This is a genomic window from Paracoccus rhizosphaerae (assembly GCF_026162645.1).
GTDB classification, from domain to species: domain Bacteria; phylum Pseudomonadota; class Alphaproteobacteria; order Rhodobacterales; family Rhodobacteraceae; genus Paracoccus; species Paracoccus rhizosphaerae.
The window spans coordinates 1-19,547 of record NZ_JAOTBE010000061.1; the positions used below are offsets into that span (position 1 = coordinate 1).

Annotated in this window: 16 protein-coding genes and 3 pseudogenes; 15 read left to right on the plus strand and 4 right to left on the minus strand. The window is 66.1% G+C overall.

What is annotated here, in order from left to right; genetic code table 11:
- The 4 genes and pseudogenes from OC184_RS20725 to OC184_RS16100 all read right to left on the minus strand — a co-directional run.
- Positions 1-168 (minus strand): annotated as a pseudogene (locus tag OC184_RS20725) (IS110 family transposase); the annotation flags it as partial.
- 440 nt (positions 169-608) lie between these two features.
- Complete coding sequence (locus tag OC184_RS16090; protein ID WP_265508189.1) at positions 609-1,088, minus strand: dihydrofolate reductase; 480 nt, start codon at positions 1,086-1,088, stop codon at positions 609-611.
- 11 nt (positions 1,089-1,099) lie between these two features.
- Entirely contained in the window at positions 1,100-1,906 is an 807-nt protein-coding gene (locus OC184_RS16095; RefSeq protein ID WP_265508190.1) for a thymidylate synthase, read from the minus strand.
- A 49-nt stretch (positions 1,907-1,955) separates the two neighbouring features.
- Positions 1,956-2,933, minus strand: a complete 978-nt coding sequence (locus tag OC184_RS16100) for a LysR family transcriptional regulator (protein ID WP_265508191.1) — start codon at positions 2,931-2,933, stop codon at positions 1,956-1,958.
- Positions 2,934-3,061: 128 nt separating this feature from the next.
- Between OC184_RS16100 and chvE the strand changes: the two genes are divergently transcribed.
- From chvE to OC184_RS16170, 15 genes and pseudogenes are all read left to right on the plus strand, one after another.
- On the plus strand, positions 3,062-4,117 hold the full coding sequence (chvE, locus tag OC184_RS16105; RefSeq protein ID WP_322630218.1) for a multiple monosaccharide ABC transporter substrate-binding protein: 1,056 nt from the start codon (positions 3,062-3,064) through the stop codon (positions 4,115-4,117).
- 45 nt (positions 4,118-4,162) lie between these two features.
- Positions 4,163-5,683, plus strand: coding sequence for a multiple monosaccharide ABC transporter ATP-binding protein (mmsA, locus tag OC184_RS16110; RefSeq protein WP_265508192.1), 1,521 nt, complete (start codon positions 4,163-4,165; stop codon positions 5,681-5,683).
- Positions 5,684-5,695: 12 nt separating this feature from the next.
- The gene (mmsB, locus tag OC184_RS16115) at positions 5,696-6,883 is read left to right on the plus strand and encodes a multiple monosaccharide ABC transporter permease (protein WP_265508193.1); all 1,188 of its coding nucleotides are present in this window, start codon (positions 5,696-5,698) and stop codon (positions 6,881-6,883) included.
- Between the two features lie 2 nt (positions 6,884-6,885).
- Complete coding sequence (araD1, locus tag OC184_RS16120) at positions 6,886-7,872, plus strand: AraD1 family protein (protein WP_265508194.1); 987 nt, start codon at positions 6,886-6,888, stop codon at positions 7,870-7,872.
- Between the two features lie 9 nt (positions 7,873-7,881).
- Positions 7,882-9,624, plus strand: coding sequence for an L-arabinonate dehydratase (gene araD, locus OC184_RS16125; protein ID WP_265508195.1), 1,743 nt, complete (start codon positions 7,882-7,884; stop codon positions 9,622-9,624).
- Positions 9,624-10,535, plus strand: a complete 912-nt coding sequence (locus OC184_RS16130) for a Gfo/Idh/MocA family protein (RefSeq protein WP_265508196.1) — start codon at positions 9,624-9,626, stop codon at positions 10,533-10,535. Before araD ends, OC184_RS16130 begins: the two co-directional genes overlap by 1 nt.
- A 10-nt stretch (positions 10,536-10,545) precedes the next feature.
- The gene (locus tag OC184_RS16135; RefSeq protein ID WP_265508197.1) at positions 10,546-12,054 is read left to right on the plus strand and encodes an aldehyde dehydrogenase (NADP(+)); all 1,509 of its coding nucleotides are present in this window, start codon (positions 10,546-10,548) and stop codon (positions 12,052-12,054) included.
- Positions 12,055-12,094: 40 nt separating this feature from the next.
- Positions 12,095-13,054, plus strand: a complete 960-nt coding sequence (gene ytfQ / locus OC184_RS16140) for a galactofuranose ABC transporter, galactofuranose-binding protein YtfQ (protein ID WP_265508198.1) — start codon at positions 12,095-12,097, stop codon at positions 13,052-13,054.
- Positions 13,055-13,109: 55 nt separating this feature from the next.
- Positions 13,110-14,606, plus strand: a complete 1,497-nt coding sequence (locus tag OC184_RS16145; RefSeq protein ID WP_265508199.1) for a sugar ABC transporter ATP-binding protein — start codon at positions 13,110-13,112, stop codon at positions 14,604-14,606.
- Positions 14,603-15,610, plus strand: a complete 1,008-nt coding sequence (locus OC184_RS16150) for an ABC transporter permease (RefSeq protein ID WP_265508200.1) — start codon at positions 14,603-14,605, stop codon at positions 15,608-15,610. The genes OC184_RS16145 and OC184_RS16150 overlap by 4 nt, the downstream gene beginning before the upstream one ends.
- On the plus strand, positions 15,607-16,581 hold the full coding sequence (yjfF, locus tag OC184_RS16155) for a galactofuranose ABC transporter, permease protein YjfF (protein ID WP_265508201.1): 975 nt from the start codon (positions 15,607-15,609) through the stop codon (positions 16,579-16,581). The genes OC184_RS16150 and yjfF overlap by 4 nt, the downstream gene beginning before the upstream one ends.
- A complete protein-coding gene (locus tag OC184_RS16160) occupies positions 16,578-17,420 on the plus strand; it encodes an SMP-30/gluconolactonase/LRE family protein (RefSeq protein ID WP_265508202.1) in 843 nt (280 codons plus the stop codon). The genes yjfF and OC184_RS16160 overlap by 4 nt, the downstream gene beginning before the upstream one ends.
- On the plus strand, positions 17,417-18,400 hold the full coding sequence (locus OC184_RS16165; RefSeq protein ID WP_265508203.1) for an aldose epimerase family protein: 984 nt from the start codon (positions 17,417-17,419) through the stop codon (positions 18,398-18,400). The genes OC184_RS16160 and OC184_RS16165 overlap by 4 nt, the downstream gene beginning before the upstream one ends.
- Before the next feature lie 392 nt (positions 18,401-18,792).
- Positions 18,793-19,034 (plus strand): annotated as a pseudogene (locus OC184_RS20535) (hypothetical protein); the annotation flags it as partial.
- A gap of 232 nt (positions 19,035-19,266) precedes the next feature.
- Positions 19,267-19,424: pseudogene (locus OC184_RS16170) on the plus strand (IS256 family transposase); the annotation flags it as partial.
- Positions 19,425-19,547: the final 123 nt, after the last annotated feature.

Genomic DNA, 19,547 nt, shown 5'->3' on the forward strand with positions numbered 1-19,547 from the left:
GGCTTCGAGGTCAACGACGGCGATGGTGCCGTCAAAGTCCCTAATCCAGCGCGCCAGCGCTTCCGGCTCGCTGGCCGCCTGCGCCTCCCTCACGATCTTCCCATGCTCGCTGATGACGCAGATCGCAGTCTTCTCCAGTGATACGTCCAGTCCGACAAACAGCTTCATCCCGCAGTCCTCCCGATGGATACAATACGGGAATGGCGCCAACTGGCCCTCGCCTTGGCAACGGTAACGGGCGGGTTGCTGCGCAGGCCCCGTTACGGCATCTGGAGCCTAGCCGGGATCCTGTCGACCGTGACCGAGGACGAGCAAAACGCCTTCAGGTCCGACCATGCCACAAGCCAGGGCCTGCTACAGGTCAGTATGACGGTGCCGCCAGACATTCCCCGTGAATCAAATCAAGGGATCTTCACCCGGCACGGACGCCACGACGCGGTCATGCGCCTGTCGGCCAGCCTAGGGATGTGCTAGACGACAGCTTCTCGTTCCCCGGCTTAGGGCTGGAATGCGGTGCGAAAGAAAAGGTGCCGCCGGGGGACGCCGGCTGGCGGATGGTCAGCCTTGGATTCGTCCCGAACTCCGCCGCAGCTGGGGCGCAAGGCGTGTCATGTCCGGCGAAGCTCGATCAGGTCGCAGCGGGGGGCCTCGGTCCGCAGGGTGGTTCGCCCGACTTCGGTCCAGGCGGCGGGATCGAGCGGTGGGAACCAGGCATCTGCGCCCTCGACCTCCAGATCTGCCTGCGTCAGCAGGATGCGGTCGGCGTGGGGCAGCATCTGGCGATAGATTTCGGCCCCGCCGATGCAGAAGACCTGACGGCCGGGGTCCGCTTGGATCAGGCGCAGCGCGCCCGGCATGTCCAGCCAGGGAACCTCGGTCCCCGTTTGCGGGCTTCGAGACAGCACGATGTTGTCGCGCCCCGGAAGCGGGCGCTTCGGCAGGCTGTCCCAGGTCTTGCGGCCCATGATGACGCTATTCCCCGTCGTGGTGCGTTTGAAGAAGGCCATGTCCTCGGGCAGGTGCCAGGGGATCGTGTTGGCCCGGCCGATGGCCCGATTGCGATCCATGGCGGCGATCAGGGTCAGCATGGGCACCTCTCTCAGACGGCGACGGGGGCCTTGATGGCGGGATGGGGATCATAGCCTTCCAGCACGAAGTCGTCGTAGCGGAAGTCCAGCAGATCGGTGACCTGGCGGGCAAAGCGCATCCGGGGCTGGGGCCTTGGCGCGCGGGTCAGCTGTTCGCGCACCTGGTCGACGTGGTTGGCATAGATATGCGCATCGCCGATGTGATGGATGAACTCTCCGGGCTCATAGCCCGACACATGCGCCAGCATCAGCGTCAGCAGCGCATAGCTGGCGATGTTGAAGGGAACGCCCAAGAACATGTCGCCCGACCGCTGATAGAGGATCAGGTTCAGCTTTCCGTCGAGGATCAGGACATGCCACAGCGTGTGGCAGGGCGGCAGCGCCATCCGCGACAGGTCGCGTGGGTTCCAGCCGCTGACAATCAGGCGGCGGCTGTCGGGCTGTTCGCGGATCATCCGCATCAGGTTCAGGATCTGGTCGCTTTCGGGGCGAACCTCTTCGCCAGCGCTCAGCCCGAAGCGGCGCCACTGGTGGCCGTAGACGGGCCCGAGGTCGCCGTTCTCGTCCGCCCATTCGTCCCAGATCGTGACGCCATTCTCCCGCAAATAGCCGATGTTGGTATCGCCGGACAGGAACCACAGCAGCTCGTGGATGATCGACTTCAGGTGTACGCGCTTGGTCGTGACCAGCGGAAAGCCCTGCGACAGGTCGAAGCGCATCGACCGCCCGATGCTGCGCAGCGTGCCCGTCCCCGTCCTGTCGGTCGAGGCGATGCCATGCGCCATCACGTGCCGCAGCTGGTCCAGATATTCCTGCATGCCGTTTCCTCTGCCCGGTTTGCGTCCAGCACCTAGCTGCTGGGGGCGATCAAGACCAGTCCGTTTGGGCGCGAATTTCAGGTTCCTCGGTGTCTTGGCGCGACACTTTCTGGATGACCGTCGCCTTCAACCTCTGTGCCAGCGGCGACAGGGGGCGGCGTCGCAGGTTCAGCATGTAGTAAGGTGGAACGCGGATGTCCCGGTCGATCGCCAGACGCCGGAATCTGGCGCCGACCGATGGCCCGGTCAACAGCTGCGCAACCTCGGCGGACAGGGGGGCGATGGCATCGCTCTGCGCCAGATAGGAGAGGGTGAACAGCAGCGACGGGCTGTTAACGACGTTCCGAGGCTCGGGCAGGCCTTCGGCGGCGAAGGCTTCCAGCGTGGCCTGCCGGATCGGCGCGCCGCGCTGCTGCATGATCCATTCGCGGCCAGACAGATCGCCGAACCCGACAACCTCCGGGCCGACCAGCGGATGCCCCGTCCTGACCAGGAAGGTCACCTCCTCGTCCCGCATGGGATGGATGACGAAGTCTCGGCTGTCGAAATCGGGCAGGATGCGGGCCAGGACGAAGTCCATCTCGCCCGCTGTCAGGTGCGTCAGCAATTCGCGCGAGGGCATGACGTCGACAGTGACATCGGCCTCGGGGGCGTGCTGCTTGACCTCCCGTATGGCGGCGACGAGGTAATCGACCGCCGGGCCGGTGACGGCGCCGACATGCACGGAACCCGCCAGCCCGTCGCTCAGGGCGCTGACATCGGCGGCCATGGCCTGCATCTCGTGCAGGATCACGCCAGCGCGGCGCAGGACGTTCAGCCCGATTTCGGTCGGCGACATGCCCTTGGGCTGGCGCAGGAACAGCGCCGCGCCCAGCTGACGCTCGGTCTCGGCCAGCATGCGGGATGCGGCGGGCTGCGTCAGACCGCAGGTCAGCGCCGCCTGCTGAAGCTGGCCCGTATCGGCGATTTCCAGGATCAGCCGCAACTGAGCGGGCTTGAGCATCAGCCGAAGCGGGGCCAGAGACATATCAATCCTGCTATGCGAATTGCGATTTAAGTCAATTTACCATCATGTCGCGCAGTTGCTAGTGTGAAACATGCCTTAGGGAGAGGCAGGTGGAGATCGGCGGCATCGAACCGCCTGGAGGGGATGATATGGCATTGAAATCGACGGCCATCGCGCTTGCGATCGGCGTTTCCTGGCTTGCAACCGGGGCTATGGCCGAAACCATCGGCATCTCGATGCCGACCAAGTCGTCGGCGCGCTGGATCGACGACGGCAACAACATGGTCAAGCAGTTCCAGGACGCGGGCTACGACACCGACTTGCAATATGCCGAGGACGACATTCCCAACCAGCTGGCCCAGGTCGAGAACATGATCACCAAGGGCGTGGACGTGCTGGTGATCGCCGCCATCGACGGCACGACGCTGTCGAACGCGCTGGCCAACGCGGCCGCGTCCGACATCAAGGTCATCGCCTATGACCGCCTGATCCGCGACACGCCGGACGTCGACTATTACGCCACCTTCGACAACTTCAAGGTCGGCGTCGAGCAGGCGAATTCGCTTGTGAAGGGCCTCGAGGAACGCTTCCCCGACCAGCAGCCGTGGAACGTCGAACTGTTCGGCGGCAGCCCCGACGACAACAACGCCTATTTCTTCTATGACGGCGCGATGTCCGTCCTGCAGCCGTTGATCGACGAGGGCAAGATCGCCATCCCGTCGGGCCAGACCGGCATGGACACGGTGGGCACGCTGCGTTGGGACGGCGCCGTGGCGCAGTCGCGCATGGATAACCTTCTGTCGGCCAACTACACCAACCAGCAGGTCCATGGCGTTCTGTCGCCCTATGACGGACTGTCCATCGGCATCCTGTCATCGCTGAAGGGCGTAGGCTACGGCTCGGGCGACATGAAGATGCCCATCGTGACCGGGCAGGACGCCGAGGTGCAGTCGGTGAAGTCGATCTTGGCCGACGAGCAGTATTCCACCGTCTTCAAGGATACCCGCGAACTGGCCCGCGTCACGGTCGGCATGGTCGACGCGATGCTGAAGGGCGGCGAGCCCGAGATCAACGACACCGAGACCTATGACAACGGCGTCAAGGTGGTGCCGTCCTATCTGCTGGAGCCGGTGCCGGTCGACAAGTCGAACTGGCAGCAGGTGCTGGTCGACAGCGGCTACTACAGCGCCGACCAGATCCAGTAAGGCTGCGGGCCGCCCGCGAAGGGCGGCCCTTGAAAGGAACCGGCCATGACCGCGCTTCTTGAAATGCGCCGTATCAGCAAGACCTTTCCGGGCGTCAAGGCGTTGGACAACGTCAGCCTGGAGGTCCGCGAGGGCGAGATCCACGCCATCTGCGGCGAAAACGGTGCAGGCAAGTCGACGCTGATGAAGGTGTTGTCGGGTGTCTATCCGACCGGCAGCTACGACGGGCAGATCGTCTTCGACGGCCAGGTCGCCGATTTCCGCACCATCCGCGACAGCGAGGATCGCGGCATCATCATCATCCACCAGGAACTGGCTCTGGTGCCGCAGCTGACCGTTGCGGAAAACATCTTTCTTGGCAACGAACGCGCCACGCGCGGGGTGATCGACTGGCCCCAGACCTTCAGCCAGACCGAGGCGCTGCTGGCCAAGGTCGGACTGCGGGCGACGCCGGGCCAGCTGGTCGACAGCCTGGGCGTCGGACAGCAGCAGCTGGTCGAAATCGCCAAGGCGCTGTCCAAGAACGTCCGCCTGCTGATCCTGGACGAACCGACTGCTGCGCTGTCGGAAAGCGACAGCCAGGCGCTGCTGGATCTGCTGCTGGAGCTGAAGGCTCAGGGCGTCACCAGCATCATCATCAGCCACAAGCTGAACGAGGTCCGCCGCGTGGCCGACAGCGTGACGGTGATCCGCGACGGCGCCTCGATCAGCACCATTGATGCGCGCGGGGGCGATCTGACCGAGGACCGGATCGTGCGCGACATGGTCGGTCGGGACATGGCGAACCGTTATCCCGAACGCGAACGGCGCGCAGGCGAGGTCGTGTTCGAGCTGAAGAACTGGAACGTCTGGCACCGCGACCATCGCGACCGCCAGATGATCCGTGACCTGTCGATGACTGTCAGGGCGGGCGAAGTCGTGGGCATCGCAGGCCTCATGGGTTCGGGCCGGACAGAACTGGCGATGAGCGTTTTCGGCGAAAGCTGGGGGCGCGGCATATCCGGGCAGGCGCTGATGCACGGGCAGCCGGTCGACCTGTCGACCGTGGACCGCGCGATCAAGGCGGGCCTTGCCTACGTTACCGAGGACCGCAAAACCCTGGGCCTGATCCTGGACGAGACGATCCGCAGGAACACCGTACTTGCGAACCTTGACGCCGTAGCGACCCGCGGCGTCGTTGACGAGGCGCGCGAGACCGAGGTGGCCGAGGGATACCGCCGCACGCTGCGCATCCGCACGCCCTCGGTCTTTCAGAAGGTCATGAACCTTTCGGGCGGAAATCAACAAAAGGTCGTGCTGTCCAAGTGGCTGTTCACGAACCCCGAGGTGCTGATCCTGGACGAACCGACGCGCGGCATCGACGTGGGCGCAAAATACGAAATATACAGCATCATCAACGACCTCAGCCGCGAAGGTAAGGCCGTCGTCATGATTTCCTCGGAAATGCCTGAACTGCTTGGCATGTGCGACCGGATCTATGTGATGAACGAAGGCCGCTTTGTCGGAGAGCTGGAGGGTCACAGGGCCAGTCAGGAAGCGATCATGTCGCTGATCGTCAGGGAATAGGAAGGGGCAGCGGTGGAACAGACCGAACGCGCGCCGGGCATCGGCATCGGCGACTATATCACCAAGCACATCCGCGAATACGGGCTGCTGTTCGCGTTGATCGCGATCATGGCCTTCTTCCAGGTCGTGACGGGCGGCGTGCTGCTGCGTCCGGTGAACATCACCAACCTGTTCTTGCAGAACAGCTATATCATCATCATGGCGCTTGGCATGCTGCTGGTGATCGTCGCGGGCCATATCGACTTGTCAGTGGGGTCTGTCATGGGCTTCATCGGCGCATTGGCAGCGGTGATGATCGTCAGCTGGGGGATGCCCGTGTGGCTGGCCATGGGCGCATGCCTGCTGGCGGGCATCGCCATCGGCGCGGTTCAGGGATATTTCGTCGCCTACTGGAAGATCCCGTCCTTCATCGTCACGCTGGCCGGGATGCTGGTCTTTCGCGGGCTGTCGCTGTGGCTGCTGGCCGGGCAGTCTATCGGACCTTTCCCGAACAGCTTTCAGGCTCTGTCCACAGGCTTTATCCCCGATCTGTTCGGCATCGGGCGCCCGAACGGCCTGGCACTGGCGGTAGGCGCCGTCGCAGTCCTGCTGATCGTCTGGCAAGGAATGCGCACCCGCGCCCGCAATGCCCGCTACGGGATCGAGGACGAGCCCTTTGGCCTCTTCGTCCTGCGCAATGCCATCGTCGCGGCGGCGCTGCTGTTCGTGACCTGGAAGCTGGCCTGGTTCCGGGGCCTGCCGAACGTGCTGCTGTCGATGGTGATCCTGACCGTCGTCTATGTATTCCTGACCGAGCGGACGACCATCGGCCGCCGCGTCTATGCGGTCGGCGGCAACGCCAAGGCCGCCAAGCTGTCGGGCATCAGGACCGAACGTCTGACCTTCCTGGTCTTCGTGAACATGGGCCTGCTGGCCGCACTGGCCGGTCTGATCTTCGCGGCCCGCCTGAACACCGCCACCCCCAAGGCCGGCTTTGCGGTCGAGCTGGACGTCATCGCCGCCGTCTTCATCGGCGGGGCCTCGATGTCCGGTGGCGTGGGCAAGATCGTGGGTGCCGTCGTCGGCGCCTTCATCATGGGCGTGATGAACAACGGCATGTCGATCATGGGGATCGGCATCGACTATCAGCAGGTCATCAAGGGCCTGGTGCTGCTGGCTGCCGTCGTCTTCGACGTCTACAACAAGAACCGAGAGGCCTGATCATGTGGCTGTCCCAGCTGACACTACCCGACGGCACCCGCGCCGTCGCCGCCCGCACCGGTGACACCGTCCGTCTGGTGCCCGGCGCCACCACGACCCGCGACCTGGCGCTGGATGCGCTGAAGGCCGGCCGCGGTCTGGTCGCCGAAGTCGAGGCCCGTGGCCAAGGGGAGGGGGTCGATCTGGTTGCCGCGCTGGAGGAGGGGCGCCTGCTGTTGCCGCTAGACCATCCCGATCCTGCGCATCTGCACCTGACCGGCACGGGCCTGACGCATCTTGGGTCGGCCGCAGCCCGTGACGCGATGCATCAGGGCGCGGCCGAAAACATGACCGACAGCATGAAGATGTTCCGCTTGGGCCTCGACGGCGGCAGGCCGGATGCGGGCCGGGTCGGCGCGCAGCCTGAATGGTTCTACAAGGGCAACGGTCATGCGGCCGTCGCGCCCGGGGCGGCGCTGGTGTCGCCCGGTTTTGCCGAGGATGCGGGCGAAGAGCCCGAGATCGCCGGCCTCTACGTCATTGCGCTCGACGGGCGGCCTGTGCGGCTTGGCTTTGCGCTGGCGAACGAGTTTTCCGACCACGTGACGGAACGTGGCAACTATCTGTGGCTGGCGCATTCCAAGCTGCGCCCCGCCAGCTTCGGCCCCGAGATGCGGGTGGGCGACCTGCCGGCCCATGTCGAGGGCACCAGCCGCCTGATCCGCGACGGCAGGACGGTCTGGGAAAAGCCCTTCCTGTCGGGTGAGGCGAACATGTCACACAGCTTGGCGAACCTGGAACACCATCACTTCAAGTACGAGCTGTTCCGCCAGCCGGGCGATGTGCATGTGCATTTCTTCGGCACCGCCACCCTGTCCTTCGCCGATGGGATCACGACCCAGGACGGCGACATGTTCCAGATCGAGTGCGCCGACTTCGGCCTGCCGCTGCGGAACAGCCTTTTGCAACACGATGCCGACCCGACGCCTGTCGCGGTCGCAGCCCTCTAAGGTCCGAAGATGAGCTTTACCCCAGCCCCCTGGCCCCGGAAACTGCGTTCTCAGGAATGGTACGGAGGCACGTCCCGCGACACGATTTATCATCGAGGCTGGATGAAGAATCAGGGCTATCCCCATGATCTGTTTGACGGACGCCCGATCATCGGCATCCTCAATACCTGGTCCGATCTGACGCCCTGCAACGGCCACCTGCGCGAACTGGCCGAGAAGGTGAAGGCCGGCGTTTGGGAAGCCGGCGGCTTTCCCGTCGAGGTGCCGGTCTTTTCCGCGTCCGAGAACACCTTTCGCCCAAGCGCCATGATGTTTCGCAACCTGGCGTCGCTGGCGATCGAAGAAACCATTCGCGGACAGCCAATGGATGGCGCCGTCCTTCTGGTCGGCTGCGACAAGACCACGCCCAGCCTCATGATGGCGGCGGCCAGCTGCGACATCCCGTCGATTGTCGTCACCGGCGGGCCCATGCTGAACGGATATTTCCGTGGAGAGCGAGTTGGTTCCGGCACACATCTCTGGAAATTCTCGGAAGCCGTTAAGGCCGGAGAGATGACCCAGGACGAGTTTCTGGAGGCCGAGGCGTCGATGTCCCGTTCGACCGGGACCTGCAACACGATGGGCACCGCCAGCACCATGGCCTCGATGGCCGAGGCGCTTGGCATGGCGCTGTCGGGCAATGCCGCGATCCCCGCGGTGGACAGCCGCCGCCGCGTGATGGCGCAGCTGTCGGGGCGGCGCATCGTGCAGATGGTCAAGGACGACCTCAAGCCGTCGGACATCATGACACGCCAAGCCTTCGAAAACGCGATCCGCGTCAACGGCGCGGTCGGCGGGTCGACCAATGGGGTCATCCACCTTCTGGCCATGGCGGGCCGGGTCGGCGTGGACATCACGCTGGATGACTGGGACCGGCTTGGCCGCGACGTCGCGACGATCGTGAACCTGATGCCATCGGGCAAGTATCTTATGGAGGAGTTCTTCTATGCCGGCGGCCTGCCCGTCGTCATCAAGCGCCTGGCCGAGGCGGGACAGCTGCACAAGGACGCGCTGACCGTCAGCGGCACGACTATCTGGGAGGAGGTCAAGGACGTCGTCAACTGGAACGAGGACGTGATCCGCCCTGCCGACAACCCGCTGACCGCCCAAGGCGGCATCGCCGTGCTGCGCGGCAATCTGGCACCGTCGGGGGCGGTGCTGAAACCCTCGGCCGCCAGCCCGCACCTGCTGGTCCATCGCGGCCGCGCCGTCGTCTTCGAGGACATCGACGACTATAAGGCCAAGATCAACGACGAGACGCTGGACATCGACGAGACCTGCGTGATGGTCCTGAAGAACTGCGGGCCCAGGGGCTATCCCGGCATGGCCGAGGTCGGCAACATGGGCCTGCCGCCGAAGGTGCTGAGAAAGGGCATCACCGACATGGTGCGCATCAGCGACGCGCGCATGTCCGGGACGGCCTACGGGACCGTGGTCCTGCACACCTCGCCCGAGGCTGCGGCCGGCGGCCCGCTGGCGGTGGTCCGCGACGGCGACATGATCGAGCTGGACGTGCCGAACCGCCGCCTGCACTTGGCGATCAGCGACGCAGAGCTCGCCGAGCGTCTGGCGGCCTGGCAGCCCCTGCCGGACCAGCCGACCAGCGGCTATGCCTGGCTGCACCAGCAGCACGTGATGGGCGCCGATACCGGCGCCGACATGGACTTCCTGAAGGGATGCCGCGGCAATCCTGTCGGAAAGGACAGCCACTGATGCAGATCGCACTTGTCGGCATCGGAAAGATCGCTCTGGACCAGCACGTCCCGGCGCTGAGGGCTAGCCCCGACTGGACGCTGGCGGCGACCGTGTCGCGTCACGGGACGGTCGACGGCGTGCCGTCCTTCACCGGCATCGACGACATGCTGGCCGCGCATCCCCAGGTCGAGGCCGTCAGCCTCTGCCTGCCGCCCGTGCCGCGATTTGCCGCCGCACAGGCGGTGCTGCGCGCGGGCCGGCACCTGATGCTTGAAAAGCCTCCGGGCGCGACCCTCTCCGAGGTCCACATCCTGCAGCGGATGGCGCGTGACGCTGGTGTGTCGATCTTCGCCACCTGGCATTCGCGCATGGCGCTTGGAGTCGCGGCAGCCAGAGTGTGGCTGGCGGGCCGCAGCGTGCAATCCGGGCGCATCACCTGGCGAGAGGACGTGCGCAAGTGGCACCCCGGCCAGGACTGGATCTTCGAGGCAGGCGGCATGGGTGTCTTCGATCCCGGCATCAATGGCCTGTCGATCCTGACCGAGATCCTGCCAACGCCCGTCCACCTGACCGGCGCGGAACTGGACGTGCCCGCCAACCGCCAGGCCCCCATCGCGGCGCGCATGTCACTGAGCCAAGGGATCGAGGTCGACCTGGACTTCCGCCAGGATGGCCCGCAGACCTGGGACATCGACCTGCAGACCGACGGCGGCACGCTGACCCTGCGCATGGGCGGCAACATCCTGGAGGTCGACGGCCGGCCGGTCGAAGGGCAGGATGACATCATGCAGGAATATCCCGCGCTCTATGCCCGCATGGCCGGGCTGGTGCGCGATGGGGCATCGGATGCCGACCTGTCGCCCATGGTGCTGGTGGCTGATGCCTTTACCCTTGGCAGGCGCAATGTCGTCGAGCCGTTTGAGTTCTGAAGGAGACCCCATGAACCAGCACATCCGCGGACAGCACCTGATCGCCGGCGACTGGATCGGAGGAGAGGGCAGCTTCCGGTCTTCGCCGGCCAGCGGCTCTGCACGGGATTTCGCATCGGGAACAGCGGCGCTTGTCGATCAGGCGGCACAGGCCGCCGAGGCCGCGTTCGCGGATTACGCCGCGACCACACGCACAGCGCGTGCCGATTTCCTGGACGCCATCGCCGACCAGATCGAGGCGCGCGCCGATGCGATCACCCGCGTCGGATCCGAGGAAACCGGCCTGCCGGAGGCCCGCCTTCAGGGCGAGCGTGGCCGCACCACCGGCCAACTGCGGCTGTTCGCGGCGCATATCCGCGAGGGAGCCTACCTGGACCGCCGCCATGACGCGGCCATGCCCGACCGCCAGCCGCTGCCACGCCCTGACCTGCGGATGATCCAGCGGCCCATCGGACCGGTCGCCGTCTTCGGCGCGTCGAACTTTCCACTGGCCTTCTCGACGGCGGGGGGCGACACGGCCGCGGCGCTGGCGGCGGGCTGCCCGGTCGTGGTGAAGGGCCATCCCGCCCATCCCGGCACCGGCCAGATCGTGGCAGAGGCCGTCGACGCGGCGATCCGCGACTGCGGGATGCCGGCGGGCGTGTTTTCCTTCATCCACGGCGACACGCACGAGGTCGGGCAGGCGCTGGTTCAGCATCCGCTGATCAAGGCCGTGGGCTTCACCGGCAGCCTGCGCGGGGGCCGGGCTCTCTTCGATCTGTGCGCCGCCCGGCCCGAGCCGATCCCCTTCTTCGGCGAACTGGGCAGCGTCAACCCGTGTTTCGTGCTGCCGCAGGCGCTGGCCGCCCGTGGCGCGCAGATTGCCGAAGGGTGGGCTGCCAGCCTGACCATGGGCGCTGGACAGTTCTGCACCAATCCCGGCCTGCTGGTCCTGCACCGCGACCAGGCCGACGATTTACTGGCCGCCGCCACCGCGGCGCTGCGGAATGCGCCGGCACAGGTGATGCTGTCTGACGGCATCGCCGAGGCCTATCGCACCGGCGCTGCGCGGCTGGCCGATCGCGCCACTGCCGTCATTCGGCCCGAAACCGACGGCCGGACCGCGCGTCCCAGCCTGCTGCGCTGCACGTCCGAGGAGTATCTGGCCGACCACGCGCTTGGCGAAGAGGTCTTCGGCCCGCTCGGTCTGGTCGTCACCGTGGACACGGACGATCAGATGCTGACCTTGGCACAGGGACTGGAGGGTCAGCTGACTGCGACGCTGCAGATGGACGATGCCGACACAGACCTGGCCCGCAGGCTGATGCCCGTGCTGGAACGCAAGGCCGGTCGGGTGCTGGCCAACGGCTGGCCAACCGGGGTCGAGGTCTCCGATGCAATGGTGCATGGCGGCCCTTATCCCGCCTCGACGAATTTCGGCGCCACAAGCGTCGGAACCCTGGCGATCCGGCGCTTCCTGCGCCCGGTCTGCTTCCAGAACATCCCCGAAGCCCTGCTGCCCGGGGATCTGCGCGACTGACGGAGGAAAAGTCGCGAAACCACAACAAGGGAGGAACAAGATGACACGGAAGACACTGATGATGACCGCTGCCGCGCTGGCCGTTTCGACGGGCGCCGCCATGGCCGAGGGCGAGGTCGTTGGCTTTTCGCAGATCGGTTCGGAATCGGGCTGGCGTGCGGCTGAGACGACGCTGACCCGCCAGCAGGCCGAGGAACGCGGCATCCAGCTGCAGTTCTCGGACGCGCAGCAACGGCAGGAGAACCAGATCGCCGCGATCCGGTCCTTCATCGCGCAGGGCGTCGACGCCATTCTGCTGGCGCCGGTCGTGGCGACGGGCTGGGATTCGGTCCTGCAAGAGGCGCAGGAGGCCGAGATCCCGGTCGTGCTGCTGGACCGCCAGGTGGACAGTGCAGATGACCTCTACCTGACGGCCGTAGGATCGGACTTGGTGCACGAGGGCGAGGTAGCCGGCCAGTGGCTGGTCGACGAGGTCGCCGGAGAAGAGTGCCGCGTGGTCGAGCTGCAGGGCACGACCGGGTCCAGCCCCGCCATCGACCGCAAGACCGGCTTTGAGAACGCCATTGAGGGCCATGACAACATCGAGATCGTTCGCAGCCAGACGGGCGATTTCACCCGTGCCCAAGGCAAGGAGGTCATGGAGAGCTTCCTTCAGGCCGAGAACGGCGGGCAGGACATCTGCGCGCTTTATGCCCACAACGACGACATGGCCGTGGGCGCCATCCAGGCCATCAAGGAGGCCGGCCTGAAGCCCGGAGAGGACATCCTGATCGTCTCGATCGACGCGGTGCCCGACATCTTCCAGGCCATGGCCGCCGGAGAGGCGAATGCCACGGTCGAACTGACCCCGAACATGGCCGGACCCGCCTTCGATGCGCTGGCGGCCTATTGGGCGGACGGCACCATGCCCGAGAAGTTCATCCAGACGGAATCGAAACTCTATACCCAGGCCGACGACCCGCAGGGCGAATACGATCGCCGCAAGGATCTGGGCTATTGACAGGCGGCGGCCGGGGGGCATCCGCCCCCTGGCCCTGCGACGGGGAGGGGGAACCATGCTGCTGTCGATCAGGTCGCTGACCAAGGTGTTTCCGGGCACCCTGGCGCTGGACGGCGTCGATCTGGACATCGCCGCCGGCGAAATCCACGCCCTTCTGGGCGAGAACGGGGCCGGCAAGTCCACGCTGATCAAGTGCCTGACGGGCGCCTATCAGCGAGACGGGGGCGCGATCACGCTGGACGGCGCCCCCATCGACCCCAAATCGACAGGGCAGGCGCAGGAGCTGGGGATTGGCACCGTCTATCAAGAGGTGAACCTGCTGCCCAACCTGCCCGTGGCCCAGAACCTGATGTTCGGCCGAGAGCCGCGGCGCTTCGGCCTGATCGACAGCCGCCGCACCCGCGCCGAGGCAGAAGCCATGCTGCGGCAATACGGGCTGGGGATCGACGTGGGCCGCGACCTCGGCACCTATTCCGTGGCGATCCAGCAGATCGTGGCGATCGCCCGCGCGGTGTCGCTGTCGGGTAAGGTGCTGATCCTGGACGAACCCACAGCCAGCCTCGACCGCCGAGAGGTCGAGATGGTCTTCGACGTGGTGCGGGACCTGCGCGACCGGGGCCTGGGCATCATTTTCGTATCGCATTTCCTCGACCAGGTGTTTGAATTGACGGACCGCGTGACCATCCTGCGCAACGGTCGCAAGATCGTGACCGAGCGGACCGCGAACCTGGACCGGATGTCGCTGATCGAGCACATGCTCGGCCGGGCGCTGGAACATGAGGTGACTGGCACCGCTACCGATGGCGAGATCAAGGCGCCGATGCTGCAGTTCGACGGCATCGGCCGCGCCGGCGTAATCCAGCCCTTCGACCTGACCGTGGGGCAGGGCGAAGTCGTGGGCCTGGCGGGGCTTCTGGGGTCGGGGCGCACCGAAACGGCCGAGATGCTGTTCGGGCTGCGGCAGTCCCAGGACGGGCAGGCGCGTGACGCCGACGGTCCGCTGGATCTGCGCAACCCCCGCGCGGCCATCGGCGCGGGCTTCGGCTTCGCCCCCGAGGACCGCAAGACGGACGGCATCGTGGCCAGCCTCTCGATCCGCGAGAACATCATCCTGGGACTGCAGGCGCGCCGCGGCTGGTCCCGGCCCATCCCGCGGGCGGAACAGAACCGCTTGGCCGACGACTATATCCGCAAGCTGGACATCCGCACCTCTGACCGCGAAAAGCCGATCGGAGAGCTGTCGGGCGGCAATCAGCAAAAGGCGGTCCTGGCCCGCTGGCTGGCGATGAACCCGCGATTTCTGATCCTGGACGAGCCCACGCGCGGCATCGACGTCGGCGCCCATGCCGAGATCCTGCGCCTGATCGAGGACCTGACCGCGCAGGGCATGTCCGTCCTGATCATCAGCAGCGAAATCGACGAGCTTGTCGCCGTGGCCGACCGCGTGATCGTGCTGCGCGACCGCCGCCACGTCGCTGAACTGACCGGCGCCGAGGTTACCGGCGACCGGATCATGCGCGCCATCGCCGCCGACGACGAGGCCGCCGCATGACCCTGCTGACACGTATCGCGCCCCAGTTGATCGCCCTTGCAGCGCTGATCGCGTTGGTCTCGCTGTTCTTCCCCGGCTTCCTGGCAGTGGACGTCAGCGGCGGGCGGCTGGTCGGCCCGGTGATCGACGTGCTGAAGCGGGGCGCTCCGGTGGCGCTCTTGGCGGTGGGAATGACGCTGGTCATTGCCACGCGCGGGATCGATCTGTCGGTCGGCGCCATCATGGCAATCTGCGGCGCGGCGGCGGCACTGTCGATATCGTCGGGGCTGGGCCTGGTGCCGGCACTGCTGGTTGCGCTGGCGGCAGGGGCGGTGGCCGGGCTGTGGAACGGGGTGCTGGTGGCCGTGGTCGGCATCCAGCCCTTCGTGGCCACGCTGATCCTGATGACCATGGGTCGGGGCGTCGCGCAGCTGATCACCGAGGGCCGCATCCTGACCTTCAGCGATCCGGGCTTCGCCTGGCTGGGGTCCGGCGTCCTTCTGGGCCTGCCGGTGCCCACCTGGATCTGGATCCTGACCGCCGCCGCGGTGGGTCTTGCCGTGCGTCGCACCGCGCTTGGCCTGCTGATCGAGTCGGTGGGCGTCAACCGACGCGCTTCGGCGCTGGCGGGCGTCAATGCGACCCTGCTGCTGATCGCAGTCTATGTCCTTTCGGGCCTCTGCGCGGCGCTGGCTGGCATCGTCGAGACCGCCGACATCCGCGGCGCCGACGCCAACAACGCCGGGCTCTGGCTGGAGCTTGACGCCATCCTGGCAGTCGTCATCGGGGGAAATTCGCTGATGGGCGGGCGCTTCTCGATCGTTGCGTCCATCCTGGGGGCGCTGATCATCCAGACCATCGGCACAGGCATCCTGCTGGCGGGCTTTCCGTCAGAATACAATCTTGTCATCAAGGCGGCCTTGGTGCTGATCATCCTGGTCCTGCAATCGCCCCGCATCGCGGCCGAGTGGAACCTGTGGCGCGAAAGCCACCGCGTCCAGCCCCGTGAAAGGAGGCGGACATGAACACTCGTGCGCTGCCGCTCTATGCGACGATCGCCATCTTCCTGCTGGCCTATCTGCTGGCCTGGACCCAGTTCCCGAATATCCTGTCGACAAGGGTCGTCGGAAACCTGCTAACCGACAACGCCTATCTGGGCATCGTGGCGGTCGGCATGACGCTGGTGATCCTGTCGGGAGGGATCGACCTGTCCGTGGGGTCGGTCATCGCCTTCTCGGGCGTGTTCATCGCCGTGGTGCTGCGGGACACGGGCCTGCATCCGCTGGTCGTCTTCGCCCTGCTGCTGCTGCTGACCACCGCCTTCGGCGCGGGGATGGGTTTCCTCATCGACCGGCTGGCGATGCCCGCCTTCATCGTCACGCTGGCCGGGATGTTCCTGGCACGCGGGGCAGCCTACATGCTGTCGATCCAGTCGGTGCCGATCCAGCACCCGTTCTACCAGACGCTTCAGGGGGCTTATTACCTGATGCCGGGCAAGGGGCGGCTGACGCTGATCGGGGTGTTGATGCTGCTGGTCGTGGTGCTTGGCATGGTGATCGCGCACCGCACACGGTTCGGAGCCAGCGTCTATGCGCTTGGCGGCGGCGAACAGACCGCGCGGCTGATGGGGGTCCGGCAGGGGCGGACGACGGTGCTGGTCTATGCGTTTTCGGGCGCAATGGCGGGGCTGTCAGGGATCGTGTTCTCGGTCTATACCGGATCGGGCTATTCGCTGGCGACGGTGGGAACCGAACTGACGGCCATTGCGGCCGTGGTCATCGGCGGCACGCTGCTGACAGGCGGCGCGGGCTATGTATTCGGAACGCTGGTCGGGGTGCTGACGATGGGCCTGATCCAGACCTACATCGTCTTTGACGGATCGCTGTCCAGCTGGTGGACCAAGATCGTGATCGGCCTGCTGCTGCTGGTCTTCATCCTGCTGCAGAAGGGGCTGCTGAAGCTGTCCGGCAGCCGTCTGGCCGGAGGTGCCGCATGAACGCCTATGACGACCGGCCCTGCGAACTGGGCGAAGGCCCGCTGTGGCACCCTGAGCGTCGGCAGTTCTTCTGGTTCGACATCCTGAACCGCCGCCTGCTGTCGCGCGAGGGCGCGCGGTCGCGCGAGTGGCGGTTCGACCGCATGGCCTCGGCCGCGGGATGGGTCGACTACGACCGCCTGCTGATTGCGACGGAGATGGGGCTGGCGCTTCTGGACCTGCGGGACGGTGGCCTGTCCGAGGTTGCCGCCATCGAGGCCGATGATCCCGGCACCCGGTCCAATGACGGGCGCGCCGACCGCCAGGGCGGCTTCTGGTTCAGCACGATGGGCAAGTCCGCGGAAGCCGGTCGCGGATCGATCTATCGCTATTACCGGGGAGATGTGCGGCGCATTGTCGAGGGGCTGACCATCTCGAACGGGATCTGCTTCTCGCCGGATGGTCGGACGGCGCATTATTCTTGCACCAAGGCTGCGACCGTCTGGCGGCAGCCGTTGGACGCCGATGGCTGGCCCGAGGGTCCGGCGCAGCTGTTTCTGGACCTGTCGTCCGAAGGTGCCAATCCCGACGGCGCCGTCGTCGATGCCGAGGGGGGGGTCTGCTGCGCGCTGTGGGGCAGGGGCGCCGTGCGCCGCTATGACCCGAACGGACGCCAGACGCACGAAATTGCGGTGCCCGGCCGCCACAGCAGCTGCCCCGCCTTCGGAGGTGACGACATGCGTGACATGCTGGTGACCACCGCGAAAGAGGGGATCGAGACGCCGGACGCGCTGCAGGGCCTTCCCTATCTGGTGCGCGCGCCGTTCCCCGGCCTGCCCGAACCTCGGGTGATCCTGTGATCGCCCCCGCCGGCACGCTGCCCGATGGCCGCAGCGTCGGGGCCGTGACCCTGCGCGACGGCGCGCTGAGCGCGCGCGTGCTGACGCTTGGCGCCATCGTGCAGGACCTGCGGCTGGACGGGGTCGATCACCCGCTGGTGCTGGGTTGCCCCGACGTGGCAGATTATCTGGACCGCGGCCGGTTCATGGGCGCCATCGTCGGCCGGGTCGCGAACCGGATCGGCGACGCGTGCTTTCGGCTGGACGGCACGCGCTATCGCACCGATCGCAACTTTCGCGGCCGTCACACCCTGCATGGCGGATCTGACGGGACCGATGTGCAACTGTGGCAGGTCGCGGCGGTGGCGCCAGACTGGGTGACGATGTGCCTGGTCCTGCCGGACGGCCACATGGGCTTTCCCGGCACGCTGCGGATCACTGCCGTCATCGCCCTGTCCGAGGGCGCGCTCTGCATCGATCTGTCGGCCGTCACCGACCGGGCGACGCCCTGCAACTTGACACATCACGGCTACTTCAACCTCGACGGCCAGGGAGACATTCGCCGCCACCGGCTGACCATCGATGCGGCCGAGTATCTGCCCGTCGACAGGGACCTGATCCCCACCGGCCGGATCGAGCCTGTCGAAGCTACGCCCTTTGATTTCCGCGAGCCTCGCTTCATCGGCAGCGACGGCTTCGATCACAATTTCTGCCTTTCGCGCAAGCCCCAACCCCTCAGGCCCGTCGCGCGGGTGACCGGCCGCAACGGTCTGTCGATGGAGGTCCTGACAACCGCGACGGGGCTGCAGTTCTATGACGGGGTGCAACTGGACGACGTGCCAGGGCTGGAAGGACGGGTCTATGGCCCGCATGCGGGTCTTGCGCTCGAGGCGCAGCAATGGCCCGACGCGTCGAACCAGCCCGACTTCCCCGACATCGTCCTGCGGCCCCGAACCGAGTTCCGCGCGATCACCCGGTATAGATTTCTAAAGGACCGTTAGCGGCCCGAGCCTTTCAGGGCTGCCGACCATGGAATGCGAAAAGGCGGCGCTCCCCGGTCATAGTGGCAGGACAGCACATGACCGGCGGGCCAGCGGTGAACGTCCCGTCCCGGCACCGCCGGCGAATTCGGCCACCACAGACATGCCCTCGCCTCGGTTGGCGAAGTCTCTGGCCGCGGAAACGTGGTGATGATGGCGAGATCATCAAGGCCAGGATGTGTCGTCCGCTGCTACGGCCCTTGTCGTTCCGCCCGTGCATCTTGTCCCAACGAAGCCCGCTCGGCCGCCTTTGCCATCGGCATCAGGAGATTGTGCTCAGGCCTCGGTTCGCAAGGCCCTTCGGGAGGGATGTAGTCGATGGGGTGGAGGCTTTCCGGCGGCATCAATGTGCCATGGTGGCGGGGGTTGAAGCACTGCTTCGAAAGGGAGCGTCCATTGGAGAGATCAGCATCATCGGCCTGATTGTGGCCAGGAACGTGTTTCAGGCGCGTGGCGCGGCAGCTGAGGAGCGGTGGTCTTCCGCCGGAAGCTCTCCCGGGCGCAGCTGTTGAAGTTCATGGCGGCACAGGCTCCTTGCATAGTGGCTATGGAGGCCTGCGCCAGTGCCCATCACTGGGGCCGGGCGATCGGGGAGGCGCTATCCTGAAATGCGATTTTCTGTGCTCAACAATGGGTTGAGCCATGAAAGGATGGTTGTGCCGCGAATGTGGTGGAAACCGCCGAGCAGCGCGCTCCGGGCATGCAACTTGGCTCCAGTCAGGCCGCGAGCTGATGACGTCCCGGAGCGTGGTGTAGGTGTCGGTGGCCATCGGGTTTCTCGGTGGGGTCGGGTTGCTGGCACCAACCTGAACCGAGGGATAGACCCGATGACCAAACCGATGATGGACCTCCGCGCGGTCGTCGAGAAGAGCGGGGATGCAGACCTGGCTCGCGCGAGATGGTCGACCCATGCGGTCGACGCTTCGCCGCCGAGCGGCTCATGGAGATGGAGGTCGGCACCAGGACTGGTGCCGAGTATGGCGAGAATTGGACCTGTCCCGGTTCCGTTCCGGTCTCGTGCTCATGTTAGGCGGCCTTGTTTTCGAAGGCCACGGGTGATTTCCAGCCCAATGCAGAGTGTCGGCGCCGCGGGTTGTAGAAGCCGTTG

Excerpts from the sequence above, each read along its gene's own strand:
- OC184_RS16130 (WP_265508196.1), top strand. The coding sequence starts at position 9,624 with ATGCAGATCGCACTTGTCGGCATCGGAAAGATCGCTCTGGACCAGCAC.
- mmsA (WP_265508192.1), top strand. The coding sequence starts at position 4,163 with ATGACCGCGCTTCTTGAAATGCGCCGTATCAGCAAGACCTTTCCGGGC.
- araD (WP_265508195.1), top strand. The coding sequence starts at position 7,882 with ATGAGCTTTACCCCAGCCCCCTGGCCCCGGAAACTGCGTTCTCAGGAA.
- OC184_RS16100 (WP_265508191.1), bottom strand. The coding sequence starts at position 2,933 with ATGTCTCTGGCCCCGCTTCGGCTGATGCTCAAGCCCGCTCAGTTGCGG.
- OC184_RS16095 (WP_265508190.1), bottom strand. The coding sequence starts at position 1,906 with ATGCAGGAATATCTGGACCAGCTGCGGCACGTGATGGCGCATGGCATC.
- yjfF (WP_265508201.1), top strand. The coding sequence starts at position 15,607 with ATGAACACTCGTGCGCTGCCGCTCTATGCGACGATCGCCATCTTCCTG.
- OC184_RS16145 (WP_265508199.1), top strand. The coding sequence starts at position 13,110 with ATGCTGCTGTCGATCAGGTCGCTGACCAAGGTGTTTCCGGGCACCCTG.
- ytfQ (WP_265508198.1), top strand. The coding sequence starts at position 12,095 with ATGACACGGAAGACACTGATGATGACCGCTGCCGCGCTGGCCGTTTCG.
- chvE (WP_322630218.1), top strand. The coding sequence starts at position 3,062 with ATGGCATTGAAATCGACGGCCATCGCGCTTGCGATCGGCGTTTCCTGG.
- araD1 (WP_265508194.1), top strand. The coding sequence starts at position 6,886 with ATGTGGCTGTCCCAGCTGACACTACCCGACGGCACCCGCGCCGTCGCC.
- OC184_RS16160 (WP_265508202.1), top strand. The coding sequence starts at position 16,578 with ATGAACGCCTATGACGACCGGCCCTGCGAACTGGGCGAAGGCCCGCTG.
- OC184_RS16090 (WP_265508189.1), bottom strand. The coding sequence starts at position 1,088 with ATGCTGACCCTGATCGCCGCCATGGATCGCAATCGGGCCATCGGCCGG.
- OC184_RS16150 (WP_265508200.1), top strand. The coding sequence starts at position 14,603 with ATGACCCTGCTGACACGTATCGCGCCCCAGTTGATCGCCCTTGCAGCG.
- OC184_RS16135 (WP_265508197.1), top strand. The coding sequence starts at position 10,546 with ATGAACCAGCACATCCGCGGACAGCACCTGATCGCCGGCGACTGGATC.